General features: G+C 70.2%; 15 protein-coding genes. 6 read left to right on the top strand and 9 right to left on the bottom strand.

Going from position 1 to position 15,419, the window contains the following annotated elements; all coding sequences use genetic code 11:
* Window positions 1–76: 76 nt before the first annotated feature.
* A complete protein-coding gene (locus FHR73_RS13630) occupies window positions 77–943 on the top strand; it encodes a hypothetical protein (protein ID WP_183631958.1) in 867 nt (288 codons plus the stop codon).
* Between the two features lie 20 nt (window positions 944–963).
* Here the strand turns inward: FHR73_RS13630 and FHR73_RS13635 are convergent, their stop codons facing one another.
* Genes FHR73_RS13635 through arnB form a run of 9 tightly spaced genes read right to left on the bottom strand, consistent with a single transcriptional unit; the run spans window position 964 to window position 11,437 of the window.
* Entirely contained in the window at window positions 964–2,646 is a 1,683-nt protein-coding gene (locus tag FHR73_RS13635) for a glycosyltransferase family 39 protein (RefSeq protein ID WP_183631960.1), read from the bottom strand.
* Window positions 2,646–4,043, bottom strand: coding sequence for a UDP-glucose/GDP-mannose dehydrogenase family protein (locus FHR73_RS13640; RefSeq protein WP_183631962.1), 1,398 nt, complete (start codon window positions 4,041–4,043; stop codon window positions 2,646–2,648). The genes FHR73_RS13635 and FHR73_RS13640 overlap by 1 nt, the downstream gene beginning before the upstream one ends.
* The gene (arnF, locus tag FHR73_RS13645) at window positions 4,040–4,441 is read right to left on the bottom strand and encodes a 4-amino-4-deoxy-L-arabinose-phosphoundecaprenol flippase subunit ArnF (RefSeq protein WP_183631964.1); all 402 of its coding nucleotides are present in this window, start codon (window positions 4,439–4,441) and stop codon (window positions 4,040–4,042) included. Before arnF ends, FHR73_RS13640 begins: the two co-directional genes overlap by 4 nt.
* Window positions 4,438–4,779, bottom strand: coding sequence for an EamA family transporter (locus FHR73_RS13650; RefSeq protein ID WP_183631966.1), 342 nt, complete (start codon window positions 4,777–4,779; stop codon window positions 4,438–4,440). Before FHR73_RS13650 ends, arnF begins: the two co-directional genes overlap by 4 nt.
* Entirely contained in the window at window positions 4,776–6,419 is a 1,644-nt protein-coding gene (arnT, locus tag FHR73_RS13655; protein ID WP_260175703.1) for a lipid IV(A) 4-amino-4-deoxy-L-arabinosyltransferase, read from the bottom strand. The genes FHR73_RS13650 and arnT overlap by 4 nt, the downstream gene beginning before the upstream one ends.
* Complete coding sequence (gene arnD, locus FHR73_RS13660) at window positions 6,416–7,297, bottom strand: 4-deoxy-4-formamido-L-arabinose-phosphoundecaprenol deformylase (RefSeq protein WP_183632746.1); 882 nt, start codon at window positions 7,295–7,297, stop codon at window positions 6,416–6,418. Before arnD ends, arnT begins: the two co-directional genes overlap by 4 nt.
* A gap of 11 nt (window positions 7,298–7,308) precedes the next feature.
* A complete protein-coding gene (gene arnA, locus FHR73_RS13665; RefSeq protein WP_409258682.1) occupies window positions 7,309–9,288 on the bottom strand; it encodes a bifunctional UDP-4-amino-4-deoxy-L-arabinose formyltransferase/UDP-glucuronic acid oxidase ArnA in 1,980 nt (659 codons plus the stop codon).
* A 14-nt stretch (window positions 9,289–9,302) separates the two neighbouring features.
* Window positions 9,303–10,292 carry an undecaprenyl-phosphate 4-deoxy-4-formamido-L-arabinose transferase gene (arnC, locus tag FHR73_RS13670; protein WP_068384540.1) on the bottom strand — a complete coding sequence of 330 codons (990 nt, stop codon included), beginning with the start codon at window positions 10,290–10,292 and terminating at the stop codon, window positions 9,303–9,305.
* Window positions 10,289–11,437: a UDP-4-amino-4-deoxy-L-arabinose aminotransferase gene (gene arnB, locus FHR73_RS13675; protein WP_152643578.1), complete on the bottom strand. Its 1,149-nt coding sequence runs from the start codon at window positions 11,435–11,437 to the stop codon at window positions 10,289–10,291. The genes arnC and arnB overlap by 4 nt, the downstream gene beginning before the upstream one ends.
* 300 nt (window positions 11,438–11,737) lie before the next feature.
* Between arnB and FHR73_RS13680 the strand changes: the two genes are divergently transcribed.
* From FHR73_RS13680 to FHR73_RS13700, 5 genes are all read left to right on the top strand, one after another.
* Window positions 11,738–12,013 (top strand): hypothetical protein, encoded by a 276-nt coding sequence (locus FHR73_RS13680; protein WP_183631968.1) that lies wholly within the window; start codon window positions 11,738–11,740, stop codon window positions 12,011–12,013.
* Window positions 12,010–12,300, top strand: a complete 291-nt coding sequence (zapA, locus tag FHR73_RS13685) for a cell division protein ZapA (RefSeq protein WP_160922095.1) — start codon at window positions 12,010–12,012, stop codon at window positions 12,298–12,300. The genes FHR73_RS13680 and zapA overlap by 4 nt, the downstream gene beginning before the upstream one ends.
* A gap of 396 nt (window positions 12,301–12,696) precedes the next feature.
* On the top strand, window positions 12,697–13,248 hold the full coding sequence (locus FHR73_RS13690) for a chorismate mutase (protein ID WP_183631970.1): 552 nt from the start codon (window positions 12,697–12,699) through the stop codon (window positions 13,246–13,248).
* A 58-nt stretch (window positions 13,249–13,306) separates the two neighbouring features.
* Window positions 13,307–13,984 (top strand): response regulator transcription factor, encoded by a 678-nt coding sequence (locus FHR73_RS13695; protein WP_007160283.1) that lies wholly within the window; start codon window positions 13,307–13,309, stop codon window positions 13,982–13,984.
* Window positions 13,981–15,375, top strand: coding sequence for a sensor histidine kinase (locus FHR73_RS13700; protein WP_183631972.1), 1,395 nt, complete (start codon window positions 13,981–13,983; stop codon window positions 15,373–15,375). Before FHR73_RS13695 ends, FHR73_RS13700 begins: the two co-directional genes overlap by 4 nt.
* Window positions 15,376–15,419: the final 44 nt, after the last annotated feature.

Consider the following 15,419-nt stretch of genomic DNA (forward strand, 5'->3'; position numbering starts at 1 on the left):
CCCGGGTGGCCGGCGACGGAATCTTCACGCGCGGGCCGCTAGACTGCAGGGTCATCCCCAACCTCGAGAGGTCGCCATGCGACGTGTTCCGCGCCTGGGCTGGCGCCAGGGTCTGGCGCTGGGCGTCGCCGTGCTGGCCGCCGGCTTCGCCTATCCGGCCTGGCGGCATTTCCATCCGGTCAGTGCGGCCGAGGGCTGGCGCTATCGGGAATTCGCTGCCGACATCCCCATGGTCAGCGCCCTGGCCCTGGACGCCGATGGCAGCCTGTTTGTGACCCAGGAATTCTCCAGTCGCCGCGGCAGCCTGCTGCGACTGCTGCCCAGCGGCGAGCGCCAGCCGGTACTGGGCGAGCTGTCCAAGCCGGATGGCCTGGTCATGTTCCAGGGCGGCCTGGTGGTCAGCCAGGAAGGCGGGCCGCTGCCGGTGTTGCTCCTGCGCGACGGCCAGCGCCAGGTCCTGTTCGACGGCAACGACGTCGAGGGCGTCGCCACCGATGGCCAGACCCTCTATGCCATCGAGGACCTGCCCCGCGGTCGCCTGCTCAGCTACGACCCGCTGCAGCGTCGCCTGGCGGTGCTGCGCGACGGCCTGGAAGAAGGCGAAGGGGTGGCGCGCTGCCCGGATGGCCGGCTGTTCTATACCGAAAAGGCCAAGGGCTGGGTCAAGCAGTGGCAGCCCGGGGGTACCGATACCCTGGTCGCTTCGGGGCTCGATGCGCCGGGCTTCGTGCAGTGCTCGGCCGATGGCCTGTGGATCACCGAAGACGCCACCCACGGCGCCCGGGTGCTGCTGGTGCAGCCCGACGGCCGCCTGGTCACGGTGCTCTCGCACCTGCGCTCGGCGCAGACCCTGATCCCGCGCGGCGACGGTCATTACCTGGTCGCCGAGCAGGGGCGCAACCGCATCCTGGAATTCTCCCGAGAAGCCGGAGCCGACCGCTAGGGCGAGCGGCTCCGGGGGCCTCAGGGCAGGCGATACACCAGGCAGGGATTGCCGTTGAGGCGGCGACCCAGCACCGGGGTCAGGTCGGCCAGCGGGGTACCCGCCAGCAACTCGCGGTCGTCGCGCGCCAGGATGATCCAGGCACCGGACGGCAGGTGTGCCAGGTCCGCGACCTGCGGCCGGGCGATGAAGATCGGCTGCTCGTCGTGGTCCAGGTTCATCATGTAGCGGATCGCCCAGCTGTCCTGGCCGAGGCCGAAGAACACCAGGGGACCCGGCTGCTGCTGGCGCAGCCCCTCCACCTGCTGGACGAAGCCGCGGGTGTCGTACTGCAGGTCCTGGGCCGGCTCCACCACCGTGACCAGCATCAGCCACTGGGCGGCCAGCGCCAGGGCGCTCAGCGTGAGCAGGCGGCGGTTGCCGTTCAGCCGGCGCCAGCTGACCAGGGCGGCGATCTGCAGGGCGACGAAGACCGGCACCAGCAGCGCCAGGGAAACATCCGGCCAGTAGCCGTGGCGCTGCCAGAGGTGACGACAGACCAGCATGGCCACCAGCGCCAGTCCGGGCAGCGCCAGCACCAGGGCGGTATAGAGCGGCGCGATCCGGCGGAACCAGCCCTCGGCGCGCAGGAGGCCATGAGCGGCGATGGCGGCCAGGAAGGGCACCATGGGCACCACATAGTAGGCGCGCTTGAAGTGCGGGATGGACAACCCGACCAGGATCAGCAGACCGCTGCCGGCGAGGCCCAGCAGCAGGCGGCGCTGGGCGGTGTGCGGCCAGGCCAGCAGGCGACCGCGCTCGGCCGCCAGCACCAGCAGCGCCAGCGGCAGCACCGGCAGATAGCGATAGAGCCCCAGCTGCAGATAGAACCAGAACGGCTTGCCGCTCTCGTCCAGCCGGCCGGTGACCTGCATGTGCCAGACCTCGGCGGCGAAATCCGCCCCGCCCTCGTGGTGGGCGAGCTGGATCAGCGTCCACCAGCCGAGGGCGAGCAGCGCCAGACCGGCCAGGCCATAGCCCAGCAGGCGTTGCAGGGCGAGGGTGCGCCGGGCCGGCTCGCCCCAGGCCACCACCAGCCAGTAGAGGCAGACCACGCCGCAGGGCTCGATGAGGCCCAGCGGACCGCGGATGGCGAAGCCCAGGGCGAACAGCGGCAGTACCAGCAGGCGGCGCAGCGGGCGACCGTCGCGATCGGCGCTGTAGAGCAGGTAGAAGCACAGCAGCACCACCAGGGCGACCAACTGGTCCAGGCAGACCGCACGGGCCTTTTCCAGCCACTGCGGGGTCAGGGCCACCAGCAGCACCGTGAGCAGCGCCCAGGCGCGGCGGGTGTCGGCCAGCAGGCGATAGGTCAGCGCCAGCACCGCGGCCGAGGCCAGGGCGGTGGGCAGCACGTTGGCCAGGTGATTGGGCGCGCCAATCACCCGCGCGGCCAGCCAGCTCAGCCAGGTGGCGGTGCCGGGATAGTCCGGATAGGGCTGGCCATAGGTGGTGGCGAAAAAGGACGGGCCATGGCGAAACATCTCGCCGAGGAAGACCGCCCAGCGACCGTCGAAACCCTGGGGCGCCTGGTTCCAGATGCCGAGGGTGAACATCAGGGTGGCGACTACCCCGAGCAGCAGGCTTTCGCGGCGCAGGCGACTGGCCGCCGGCAACGCGAAGAGGGGCGCGCTGCGTGGGGTCAGGGGCATGGGCGAGACCATCAGGCGGCATCCACGCGGCGGGTGACCTGGGGACCGCCCAGGGCGGCGCCACGGCCGATGGCGAAGTACTCGATGCCGCGGCGCTCCATGCGCTCGGGATCGAACAGGTTGCGGCCGTCGAAGATCACCGGCTGGTTGAGCTGGCGGGCGATCAGATCGAAGTCCGGCGCCTTGAACTGCTGCCACTCGGTGCAGATCACCAGGGCATCGGCCCCGGCCAGGGCGGCCTCGGGGGTGCCCATCAGCGCCAGGCGCTCGTCGTGGCCATAGAGGCGCTGGGCCTCGGCCATGGCCACCGGATCGAAGGCGCGCACCTTGGCGCCGGCTTCCCAGAGGGCTTCCATCAGCACCCGGCTGGGGGCATCGCGCATGTCGTCGGTGTTGGGTTTGAAGGCCAGCCCCCAGAGGGCGAAGGTGCGACCGCGCAGGTCACCGTCGAAGTAGGTGTTGATGCGCTCGAACAGCTTGGTCTTCTGGCGCACGTTGATGGCTTCCACGGCGCGCAGCAGATCCAGCTCCACGGCGTTTTCCTCGCCGGTGCGGATCAGTGCCTGCAGGTCCTTGGGGAAGCAGGAGCCGCCGTAGCCGCAGCCCGGGTAGATGAAGTGGTGGCCGATGCGCGGATCGGCGCCGATGGCCTGGCGCACCGCCTCGATGTCGGCGCCGACGTGCTCGGCCAGTTCGGCGATCTGGTTGATGAAGCTGATCTTGACCGCCAACAGGCTGTTGGCGGCGTACTTGGCCAGCTCGGCGCTGCGCAGGTCCATGCACTGGATGCGGTCATGGTTGCGGTTGAAGGGCGCATAGAGTTCGCGCATCACGTCGCGGGCCACCGGCGAGTCGGTGCCCACCACGATGCGATCGGGCTTCTTGCAGTCGGCGATGGCGGCGCCTTCCTTGAGGAATTCCGGGTTGGAGACCACCTCCACGTGCAGGGTGCGGCCCTCTTCGGCGAGCACCTCGTGGATCAGCGCGCGGACGCGGTCGCCGGTGCCCACCGGCACGGTGGACTTGTTCACCACCAGCAGCGGATCGCGGGATACCGGTTGACCGATCAGCGGCTCGCGGCGCAGGCGGGCGATGGTCTCGGCCACGGCGAAGACGGCGGACAGATCGGCCGAGCCGTCGGCGGCCGGCGGGGTGCCGACGGCGATGAACTGCACGGCACCATGGGCCACGGCCTCGGCGGCCTCGTGGGTGAATACCAGGCGGCCGGCGGCCAGGTTGCTGCGCACCAGCTCTTCCAGACCCGGCTCATAGAGGGTCACCTCGCCGCGCTTGAGCTTGTCGATCTTGGCGCGGTCGATGTCCATGCACACCACCTGGTGGCCGACTTCCGCCAGCACGGCGGCCTGCACCAGACCCACGTAGCCGATGCCGAAAACGCTGATGTTCATAGGGTATTCCTCAGGGTGGGAGCGGCGCTGGCGCGGGGCCCGCCGACGAGGGCGACGCCGGCCACGACCAGCGCGACGCCCAGGGTTTTCCAGGGGGTGAAGGATTCGGCGGCGCCTGGCAGCCAGGCCGCGCCGAGGTGGACGAAGACGTAGGAGAGGCCGAGCGCCGCATAGGCGCGGCCCAGCGGCAGGCGCGCCAGGGCGGCCAGCCAGGCCAGTAGCGACAGGCCGTAGCAGAGGATGCCCAAGGCCAGCAGCAGCCCGGCCGCACTCAGCAGCGACTCGGGCGCGGTGGCCCAGCTGGCCATGGCCGGCAGCCGCACCAGTGCCGCGCGCAGGGCGAGTTGCGCCAGGGTGGTGAGCAGGATGCTCAGGCCGAGAGGCAGCAGACCGTTCATAGCTGGCCACCCAGCAGCGCGGCGCCGGCGACGATGCACAGGCAGCCACACCAGGCGCGGGCGTCCACCACCTCGCCGAACACCAGGCGCGCCAGCAGGGTCACCGCCAGGGTGTTGAGCGAGAGCAAGGGATAGGCGACGCCCACCGGCACCCGCTGCAGCACCGCGCACCAGACCAGCAGGGCCAGGCCCAGGCAGACCAGGGCGCCCCACAGCCAGGGCGAGCGCAGTCGCGCGGCCAGGGCGTTACCGGCGGCCACCGCGCGCTTCTGGCCCAGTTGGCCGGCGCAGGTGAGGCCGATCACCACGGCGATCAGCAGGCCGTCGAGGGCGGTCATGGCGCCGGCCTCGGATAGACCAGCAGCACCAGGCGCTCGCTGGCGATGCTCTCGCCGGGCTCGGGCAGGCTGTCGAGCAGCTGGCGATCGCTGGGACCGTCGACGCGCAAGAGGATGGCCACCGGACCCTGGTCGCGATGGGCGGCGAGCCAGGCGGCCAGGTCACGCTCTTCGATCAGGCGGCCGCTGGCCGGCTCGCGGGCGAAGCCGTACTTGAGCTCGCCGGGACCGCCCACCAGCACCACGTCGTCGCGATGCGTGGCCCAGGCCAGGCTGGCGGCCACGCCGAGGTCGTTGCTGACCAGCAGGCCGGCATTCTTGAAGTGGCCGAGCTGGGCCTGGATGAAGGTGCTCGGCAGCTTGTTGTCGACCAGGCTGTTGGGCAGGGCGATGGACAGCAGCGGCAGCAGCACCCAGAGCGCCAGGGCCGGCGCCAGCAGGGTGCGCCGCGGCCAGACCAGGGCGGCCAGGCCGGCCAGCAGCAGTGCCAGGGGTGCCAGCAGGGCCAGGGCGCGGGTCAGGCCTTCGCCGCTCTCGTAGAGGCGACCGCCATAGATCAGCAGGGCGGCAAGGCCGGCCAGGCCCAGCAGCAGATTGCACAGGCCGTTCAGGCGCAGGGCGCCGGTGGCGCCGCGCCGGCCCGCGTCCAGCAGGGTGCGCGCCAGCAGCGGCACCAGGGCGGCCAGGGTCGGCAGCAGGTAGGTGGGCAGCTTGCCGCGGCTGAAGCTGAAGAACAGCAGCTGGCCGACCACGGCGATGCCCAGGAAGGCGGTACCGGCGTGGCGACGCTCCTGCCAGGTCCGGCCCAGGGTGCGCGGCAGGAGGCCAGCCCAGGGCAGGATGGCCAGCAGCAGCACCGGGCCATAGAACCAGAAGGGCCGCTCGTGCTGGGCATCCTGGCCGGCGAAGCGCTGGATGTGCTCGTGCCAGAAGAAGAAATTCCAGAAGTCCGGATCGCGGTGGGCGACCAGCAGCGCCCAGGGCGCCACCACCAGGATCGCCACCAGCACCGCCAGCGGACCGCGGCAGAGCAACTCGCCCAGGCGCCGCTGCAGGAGGAAGAAGGGCACGGCCACCAGCACCGGCAGCACCAGGGCGAGAAAGCCCTTGGTCAGCAGGCCGCAGCCACAGGCCAGCCCCAGCAGCGCCCACTGACCCAGGGCCGCGCCCCGGGTCTCGGCGGCCTGGGCCTGCCAGAGGGCGAGCAGCGCCAGGGCCATCCAGAAGGCGAACTGGGCGTCCAGGGTGACGTAGGTGGCCAGCCCCGCCACGGCCACGCAGGAGAGATAGACCACCCCGGCGAGCAGCGCCAGCGGGCGGTCCTGCCAGATCAGCCGGGTCAGGCGCGCTACCAGGGCGGCGGTGGCGAGACTGGCCAGCAGTGGCACCAGGCGCACGCTGAACAGCGAGTCACCGAGCCAGGCCTGGGCGATGGCCTGGGTCCAGTAGCCGCCGATGGGTTTCTCGAAATAGGGCAAGCCGAGGAAGTGCGGCACCACCCAGTCGCCACGCCGCCAGAGTTCCTGGGCGATCTGCGCATAGCGCGACTCGTCCGGAATCCACAGGCCGCGCCAGGCCAGCGGCAAGGCATAGGCCAGCAGCGCCAGCGGCAGCAGCATCCACAGGCGGCGCCGACTCATGCCTGCACGCCCAGCCAGCCCTGGCGGCCGGCCAGGCTGCCACGCACCAGGTTGCCCGCGGGCAACTGGCGCGGATCGGCCGGCAGGCGGTCGCCCAGGGTCAGGAACAGGATGCCCTCCTCCCGCGCGGCCTTGAGCAGGGCGCGGAAGTCCTCGGCGAAGGCGATGCCTTCCACCTCGGCGTGCAGGGTGTAGACGTTGAGCGCCCCCGGACGGAAGCGCTTGAGCAGGTAGTCGTTCCAGTCACCGGCGGCCAGCTCCGGGCCGACCACCTCGTCGAAGGTCGGCATGTCCACCGGCACCTGGGGGGTGCCGTGGCTGCCGTTGCCCAGTCGCGGGCGGAACAGCGCACTGCCGCGGCAATCGCTGTTGTACCGGAGGCCGAAGGCTTCCTTGGCCAGCACCACGCGCGGATCGGCGCGCCAGCCGGCGGCGGCGGAGCAGTCGACCTTGGCGCCGAGGATGTCTTCCAGGGCCTGCAGGCCACGGCCGAATTCGGCGCCCAGGCGCTCCAGGCTCCAGCTGCCGGTATGGGCCTGCCAGGCGTGGTGGTCCCAGGCGTGCAAGCCGACCTCGTGGCCGCGGGCGCGGGTCTCGCGCATCAGGTGGCCGAGGTCGCGGCCGATGGGCCGACCCGGCCAGGCGGTGCCGGCGAGGAGGATGTCCCAGCCATAGAGGCTGGCGGCCTTGGACCGGAGCATCTTCCACAGGAAGGTGGGCTTCACCAGGCGCCAGAGGTGGCGCCCCATGTTGTCCGGTCCGACGCTGAAGAAGAAGGTGGCCTTGACCCCGGCTTCGTCCAGCAGGTCGAGCAGCCGCGGTACCCCTTCGCGGGTGCCGCGATAGGTGTCCACGTCGATGCGCAGGCTGGCCGGGATCAGGGTGTTCATCAGGCCTCCCGCTGCGCCATGGCTTCGCGCAGGAAGAAGTCCAGCGTCTTGCCGACGGTGGCGGCCATGGCGGTGCTCGGCTGCCAGTCGATCAGGCGGCGGGCGTTTTCCACGCTGGGCTTGCGGTGGGCCACGTCCTGGTAGCCGTCGCCATAGAAGCTCTTGCTCTCCACCTCGCGGAAGCCGGCGAAGGGCGGGAATTCATGGCGCAGCGGATGGGCCTCGAACTGGGCCAGCAGCTCTTCGGCCAGCTCGCGGATGCTCGCTTCGTTGTCCGGGTTGCCGATGTTGACGATCTGGCCGTCGCAGCGACCGCCCTTGTTCTCGATGATGCGGAACAGCGCCTCGATGCCGTCGTCGACGTCGGTGAAGCAGCGCTTCTGGGCGCCACCGTCGACCAGCTTGATCGGGGTGCCTTCCACCAGGTTGAGGATCAGCTGGGTGATGGCGCGGGAGCTGCCGATGCGCGCCGAGTCCAGGCGATCCAGGCGCGGGCCCATCCAGTTGAACGGACGGAACAGGGTGAATTTCAGACCTTTGGCGCCGTAGGCCCAGATGACCCGGTCGAGCAGCTGCTTGGAGACCGAATAGATCCAGCGCTGCTTGTTGATCGGACCGACCACCAGGTTGGAGCGGTCTTCGTCGAAGCGCTCGTCCTGGCACATGCCGTACACCTCGGAGGTGGACGGGAAGATCACGCGCTTTCCGTACTTCACGCAGTGGCGAACGATCTTGAGGTTTTCCTCGAAGTCCAGTTCGAACACGCGCAGCGGATTGCGGGTGTATTCGATGGGGGTGGCGATGGCCACCAGCGGCAGCACCACGTCGCACTTCTTGATGTGGTATTCCAGCCACTCGGTGTGGATGGAGATGTCGCCTTCCACATAGTGGAAATTCGGATTGGCCTTGAGCCGCTCGATGGCGTCGGAGCCGATGTCCAGGCCGTAGACCTCGTACTCGCCGTCGGCCAGCAGGCGCTCGGAGAGGTGGTTGCCGATGAAGCCGTTGACGCCCAGGATCAGCACCCGGGTGCGGCGCTTGGCGCGGCGATCCTGGCGATGCAGGCGGGCACCGGCCACCAGGCCGGCTTCGCGGGCCAGTTGCGGACCGGACAGGTAGAGGCCGTTGTCGCCCAGCTGGCCGGCCTGGATTTCCAGGACGCCCTCGCCACAGGCGATGCGCAGCGGCTCCAGGCTCAGCACGCTGCCGGGGGCCTGGTCATGGGCTTGCTGGCGGGCCAGGGCGCTCCAGACGATCAGCTTGCGGTCACCGATCCAGCCGAAGGCGCCCGGATAGGGTTGGGTCACGGCGCGCACCAGGTTGCCCAGCTCGGCGGCCGGACGGCTCCACTCCAGCTCGCCATCGGCGGCGCTGCGGCGGCCAAAGGTGGTGGCCTGGCTTTCGTCCTGCTCGCGCTCGGTCAGCTGGCCTTCGGCCAGGGCCGGCAGGCTGTCGCGCAGGAGCGTCTGGCTGGCTTCGCGCAGCTTGGCGTGCAGGGTCAGGGCAGTGTCGTCGGCGGCGATGGCGACGCGCTGCTGGGCGACGATGGCGCCGGCGTCGGCGCGCTGGACCATGCGGTGCAGGGTCACGCCGGTCTCGGTCTCGCCGTTGACCAGCACCCAGTTGGCCGGGGCGCGACCGCGATAGCGCGGCAGCAGCGAACCGTGCAGGTTGTAGGCGCCGCGCTTGGCGCAGGCCAGGACGTCGTTGGACAGCAGGTTGCGGTAATAGAAGGAGAAGATGAAATCCGGCTCCAGGGCGCGGATGCGCTCGACCCAGATCGGGTGGTTGACGTCTTCCGGGGCGTGCACCGGGATGCCATGGCGGGCGCAGAGCTGGGCCACCGAACCGAAGAAGCGGTTCTCGCTCGGGTCATCCGGGTGGGTGAAGACGGCGGCGATGGGATAGCCGGCCTGGATCAGCGCGGCGAGGCCGGCGCAGCCGATGTCGTGGTAGGCGAAGACGATGGCGGTTTTCATCAGGGGCGTTCCTGTTACTGGACCTGGCGCAGCGGCGCCGGCGAAGGAGAAAGGGTGGCGGCGCGGATCACTTGTTCCACGTGGAACCGGGGCCGGGCACGGACGTCGTGGTACACCCGGCCGAGGTACTCGCCGAGCAGACCGAGGCCGACGAACTGGGCGCCGGTAAAGATGAACAGCACGGCGAACAGCGAGAACACGCCATCGGCCGCCCACTCGGCGCCGTGGGTGACGCGCAGCACCAGCAGCAGCGCGGCGAAGAGGAAGCCGAAGATGGCCAGGCCACCGCCGAACAGGCTGAGCATGCGCAGCGGGGTGGTGGTCATGCAGGTCAGCAGGTCGAACATCAGGTTGATCAGCTTGAGGAAGCCGTACTTGGAATCCCCGTGTTCGCGCTCGGCGTGGGCCACCTCGATCTCGGTGGTGTGGCGAGCGAAGCTGTTGGCCAGGATCGGGATGAAGGTGCTGCGCTCGTGGCAGGCCAGCATCGACTGCACCACCTGGCGGCGATAGGCGCGCAGCATGCAGCCGTAGTCGCGCATGGCGACGCCGGTGGAACGCTGCACGGCCCGGTTGATCAGCCGCGACGGCAGGGTGCGCAGGTAGGAATCCTGGCGCTGCTGGCGCACGGTGCCGACCACGTCGTAGCCCTGGGCGGCGGTGTGCACCAGGCGCGGGATCTCTTCCGGCGGATTCTGCAGGTCGGCGTCCAGGGTGATGATCAGATCGCCCCGGGCCTGCTCGAAGCCGGCGAGGATCGCCGAGTGCTGGCCGTAGTTGCGATTGAGCAGCACCGCCACGACCGGGCTGTCCGGCTCGCTGGCGGCCTGCTGCAGGAGTTCGGCGCTGCGGTCGCGACTGCCGTCGTCGACCAGGATGATCTCCACCTGGCAATCCAGCAGGCGGCAGGCGGCGCGGGTGCGGCGCAGCAATTCCGGCAGGCTGGCTTCTTCGTTGTAGACGGGGATCACCACGGATACCCGGTCGATGGCATAGGGCTTCATGCGCCTTTCTCCAGCAGGTCTTCGATGGCGCCGACCACGCGGTCGACGTCGGCGAGGGTCATGTCGGGAAACAGCGGGATGGAGCACAGCCGTGCCGAATTCCATTCGCTGTTGGGCAGCGCCAGCTCGGGCCAGCGCTCGCGGTACCAGGGATGCAGGTGGGTGGCGGTGAAATGGATACCGGTGCCGATGCCGCGCGCCTTGAGGCCGGCCATGAAGGCTTCGCGCTCCATGCCGCAACGCTCGGGGCAGATGCGCAGGATGTAGAGGTGCCAGGCGTGGGTCTGGGCGTAGTCGGGCAGCGCCAGGGGCGCGACCGGCAGCTGGGCCAGGCGCTGGGTGTAGGCCTGGGCCAGCAGCCGGCGGCGGCTGTTGATGTCGCCCAGGCGATCCAGCTGCACCAGGGCCAGGGCGGCGTGGATGTCCGAGAGGTTGTACTTGAAGCCGGGTTCCTGCACCTGGGCTTGGGGCTTGCGGCCCAGGGTCTGGCGGTCGAAGGCATCCACCGCCAGGCCGTGGAATTTCAGCCGGCGCACCCGCTCGGCCAGGGTGGCGTCGTCGGTCACCAGCATGCCGCCTTCGGCGCAGGTCAGATTCTTGATGGCGTGAAAGCTGAAGATGGCGGTGCCGCGCTGGCCGATGGGCTCGCCTTGGTAGCGAGTGCCGGCGGCGTGGGCGGCGTCTTCGATCAGCGCCACGCCATGCTCGCGAGCCAGGGCGCGCAGCGGGGTCAGGTCGCAGCTGGCACCGGCGTAGTGCACCGGCACGATGGCCTTGGTGCGCGGGGTGATGGCGGCGGCCACCTGCTCGGCGGAGACCATCAGGGTGTCGCGGTCGACGTCGACGAACACCGGGGTGGCGCCGATCAGGGTGATCATGTTGGCGGTTGAGACCCAGGTCAGCGAGGGGGTGATCACCTCGTCACCGGGACCGATGTCCAGCGCCAGCAGGGTCACGTGCATGGCGGCGGTGGCCGAGCACAGGGCCACGGCGTGGGCGGCGCCCACCGAATCGGCGAAGCGCTCTTCCAGCAGGTTGGCCTGGGGCCCGGTGGTGATCCAGCCCGAGGTCAGCACCTGGCTCACCGCGGCCACTTCCTCGGCACCGATGCTGGGCCGGGAGAACGGCAGGAAAGGCTCGTCCAGCTGACGCGGGGCGGTGCTCTGGGACAGATCGGTCATGGCGGCTCATCCGAAGCGAGGGGCGCCGGGACAGGACAGCCGACGCGATGAGCCCAGGCTAAGGCGTCTTGCCTTACGGCCCCCTTAGCGCAACCTGACAACTGCCTGACAGCCGGTCAGCTCGCTGGCCACCCCCGTGAACCTCTTGGCAAAACAAGGGCTTAGCCTGTGACGAATGGGGTGCCGGTGGTCGGTGAGAGGCCTAGAATGCTGACCCCTGCCCTCCTGGCAGTCCCGAACCTGACACGAGAGACGACCGCGCCCATGCTGGACAACACCCTGAGCGAACTGGAAACCGCCATCCGCGACCTGCTGCAGCGCAACCAGCGCCTGACCGCCCGCACCCAGGAACTGGAGCAGGCCCTGCTGGCCGCGCGCGAGGAAAACGACACCCTGCAACTGAGCCTGCTGGAGCAGGAAGAACACGGCGCCAGCACCCGCCAGCGCGTGGAAGGCCTGCTGGCCCTGCTGTCCGCGCAGTCGGTTGAGCAGGCGGTAGCCGCCGATGCCGAGCAGCGCCACACGGCCAGCGTCGAGTGAAGACCGCCAACGCGGGCGCCGACGACGAGGTGGAGGTGCTCGGTCGCCGCTACCGCTTCAAGGTGGCCGAAGGCGACCGCGCCGCCCTGCAACAGGCCGCCGCCCGCCTGCGCGACGAACTGGTCGCCATCCAGGGCGACCGCCGCCGCGGTGACGCCACCGAGCTGCTGGTGCTGGCCGCCCTGCGCCTGAGCCTGGACACCGCCGCCGACGCCGGCGCCCTGACCGCCCTCGACGCCCGCCTCCAGGCCCTGACCGCCGAGGTCCGGGCGGCGCAGGAGGCGTAGTCTCCTCTCCCTCGGGAGAGGGCTGGGATGAGGGAGCCGCTCCGCGCGAAGCCACCGGCATAGGCTCGACTCCGCCGTGTTGGGCTTCGACGATGGAGCCGTCTCAACCCAACCTACGAATCTCACGCGCTCCGCCAGAACCTACCGCCTGCGATCGGTCCCGTAGGGTGGATGACGGCGCAGCCTCATCCACGACGGCACCCGCGTGGAAAACGCGCTGCGGTTTTCTACCCTATGCCAAACGCTCCCTCCGCCCCCTCTCCCCTTGGGAGAGGGCTGGGGTGAGGGCCGCCCCCACTACCCCACTCCCGCACAACCGCCCTGCCCCGGCCATCTTGACCGCCCCGCGGCCCCGTGCGAGCTTCGGTGCCCTTTCCCCTGCCCTGGAGGTCCCTCATGTCGGGTGTTCGCTGGCTCGCCCTTCCGCTCTTGAGTATCGCCCTCGGCGCCCAGGCCGCGCCGGCGCCGCTGCCGGCCCTGCTGGACGCCATGGCCCAGCGCCTGACGCTGGCCGATGGGGTGGCCCGTAGCAAGCACGACAGCGGCAAGCCGGTGCTGGACGAAGCCCGCGAACGCCAGGTGCTGCAGGACGTCGCTCAGACCGCGCCCGCAGCCGCTGTCTCCCCGGCCACCGCCCAGACCTTTTTCGCCGCCCAGATGGAAGCCAACAAGCTGGTGCAATACGGCCTGCTGCAGGCCTGGCGGCGCAACGAACAGCCGTTGCCCGCCAAGACGACGGATCTGTCGGCGCTCAGGAGCCAGCTGAACGAACTCCAGGCCAGGCTGCTCGGCGGTCTCGCCGCCACCGGCGAACTGCGCGCAGCCGCGGATTGCCCGGCGCAACTGGATCGCGCCCTCGCCGCCTACCTCGCCGCCGCGCGCCCCGATGACCTCCACCGCCTGGCCCTGGTGCGGGCGCTGGGTGATTTCTGCACCCTGCCCCGCTGAGCGCCTGTGCATAATCGGTCGTACGGCGACCGAATCGCGTTGAATCCGAGGATCACCCATGCACATCCTGCTGGTCGAAGATGACGCCACCCTGGCCGACGGCATCCGCCGCGTCCTGGAAGGCCATGGCATGCAGGTCGACCTCCTGCGCAACGGCGCCGAGGCCGACGCCTGGCTGCGCACCACCCGCTTCGCCGTGGTGGTGCTAGACATCGGCCTGCCCGGTGGCCTGGACGGCTTCGAGGTGGTCCGCCGCCTGCGCCAGCGTGGCAGTGACCAGCCGGTGCTGCTGCTCACCGCCCGTGACGCCATCGACGACCGGGTGCACGGCTTCGAAGTGGGCGCCGACGACTACCTGGTCAAGCCCTTCGCCGTTCCCGAACTGGTGGCACGGATCAAGGCGCTGGTCCGTCGCGCCGGTGGCCAGAACAGCGCCGATCTGACCCTCGGCGCCCTGCGTCTGGACACCGCCGCCCACCAGGCGCGCCTTGGCGACACCGCGCTGGATCTCTCGGCCCGCGAGTGGGCGGTGCTCGAACACCTCTTGCGCCAGGCCGGCAAGGTGGTCTCCAAGCAGCAGATCATCGACGCCCTGGCGCCCTGGGGCAGCGAAGACCTGACCCACAACGCCGTGGAGGTCTATGTCTCACGGCTACGGCTGAAACTGGCCGACTCCGGGGTCGGCATCCGTACCGTGCGCGGCTTCGGCTATCGCCTGGAAGAAGCCGCGCCATGACCGCCACCGCGCCCAGCCTGCGCCGGCGGCTGCTGAAATGGCTGGTGCTGCCGGTGCTGCTGGTCAACCTCGGCGGCGCCGTGGTCAGCTACCAGTTCGCCCGCAAACCGGCCTTCAGCGCCTTGGACGGCGATCTCACCGACGCGGCGATCCTGTTGCTCGAACAGCTGGAGGTGGACGGCAACGGCCGCCTGTGGCTACCGACGGAAGCCGACTACCTGCTGCGCCACAACAGCCACGACCACGTCTGGCTGGCGGTCCGCAGCCTCGACGGCCAGCTGCTGTTCGGCGATGCCGCCATGCCGGTCCAGGAGATCACCGACGAGATGCGCGACGGTCATACCACCGCCCTGCGCACCCGTATCAACGACCGCTCGGTGTTCATGGTCGGCCGCCTGGGCGTGGTGGCCGGGCAACCGGTGGTGGCCAGCGTGGCCCAGACCCTGAGTCGCCACACCGCCGCCCTGCAGCGCATGGTGCTGACCCTGGTGGCGGTGCAGATCCTGGTCGCCCTACTGATCGCCGCCCAGCTGCTCTGGGCGGTGCGCCGCGGCCTCAAGCCCCTGGAGCGGCTGGAGCGTCAGCTCGACAGCCGCCACTACGATGACCTGGCACCGCTGCGCGAAGAGGGGGCGCCCCGCGAACTGGGCACCTTCGTCACCGCGCTCAACGGCCTGCTGCTGCGCATCCGCGAGGGCGCACGCAACCAGCGCGCCTTTCTCGACGACATGGCCCACCAGTTGCGCACCCCGCTGGCCGGCATCAGCACCCTGACCCAGTGGCTGCGCCAGCGCCATGCCGGCGATGCCGAAAGCGCCGCGGCGCTGGCGCAACTCCAGGCCGCCACCGAGCGCATGACCCGCCAGACCAACCAGTTGCTGACCCTGGCCCGCGCCGCCACCGCACGGCTGGAGAGTCCGCCGCGCGAGCCCCTGCGACTGGACGAACTGATCGGCGAAGCCATGCCCAGCCAGTTGTCCCAGGCCGATGGCCACGGCATCGACCTGGGCTATGAATTGGAGCCACAGACCGTGCAGGGCAACGCCTTCCAGCTGCGCGACCTGCTCGACAACCTGGTCGACAACTCCCTCAGATACACCCCGCGCGGCGGTCAGGTCACGGTCCGCCTGCGCGGCCAGGCCGGGGCCACGGTGCTGGAGGTGGAAGACGACGGCCCGGGCATTCCCGAGGCGGAGCGCGAGCGCATCTTCGAGCGCTTCTATCGCCTCGACAGCGGCATCCACGGCACCGGCCTGGGCCTGGCCATCGTCCGCGACATCGCCACTGCCCACGACGCCGGCATCGAACTGGCGACCGCCAGCGACGGCCACGGCCTGCGCGTGGCCATCCATTTCCCGCCGCTGGTCGTGCCGCCGGCGGAGGCTTCGTAGGTTGGGCTGAGCGCAGCGAGGCCCAACACACCCAGCCTCATCCC

Source organism: Pseudomonas sp. AS2.8 (assembly GCF_014190935.1).
Taxonomy (GTDB): domain Bacteria; phylum Pseudomonadota; class Gammaproteobacteria; order Pseudomonadales; family Pseudomonadaceae; genus Chryseomonas.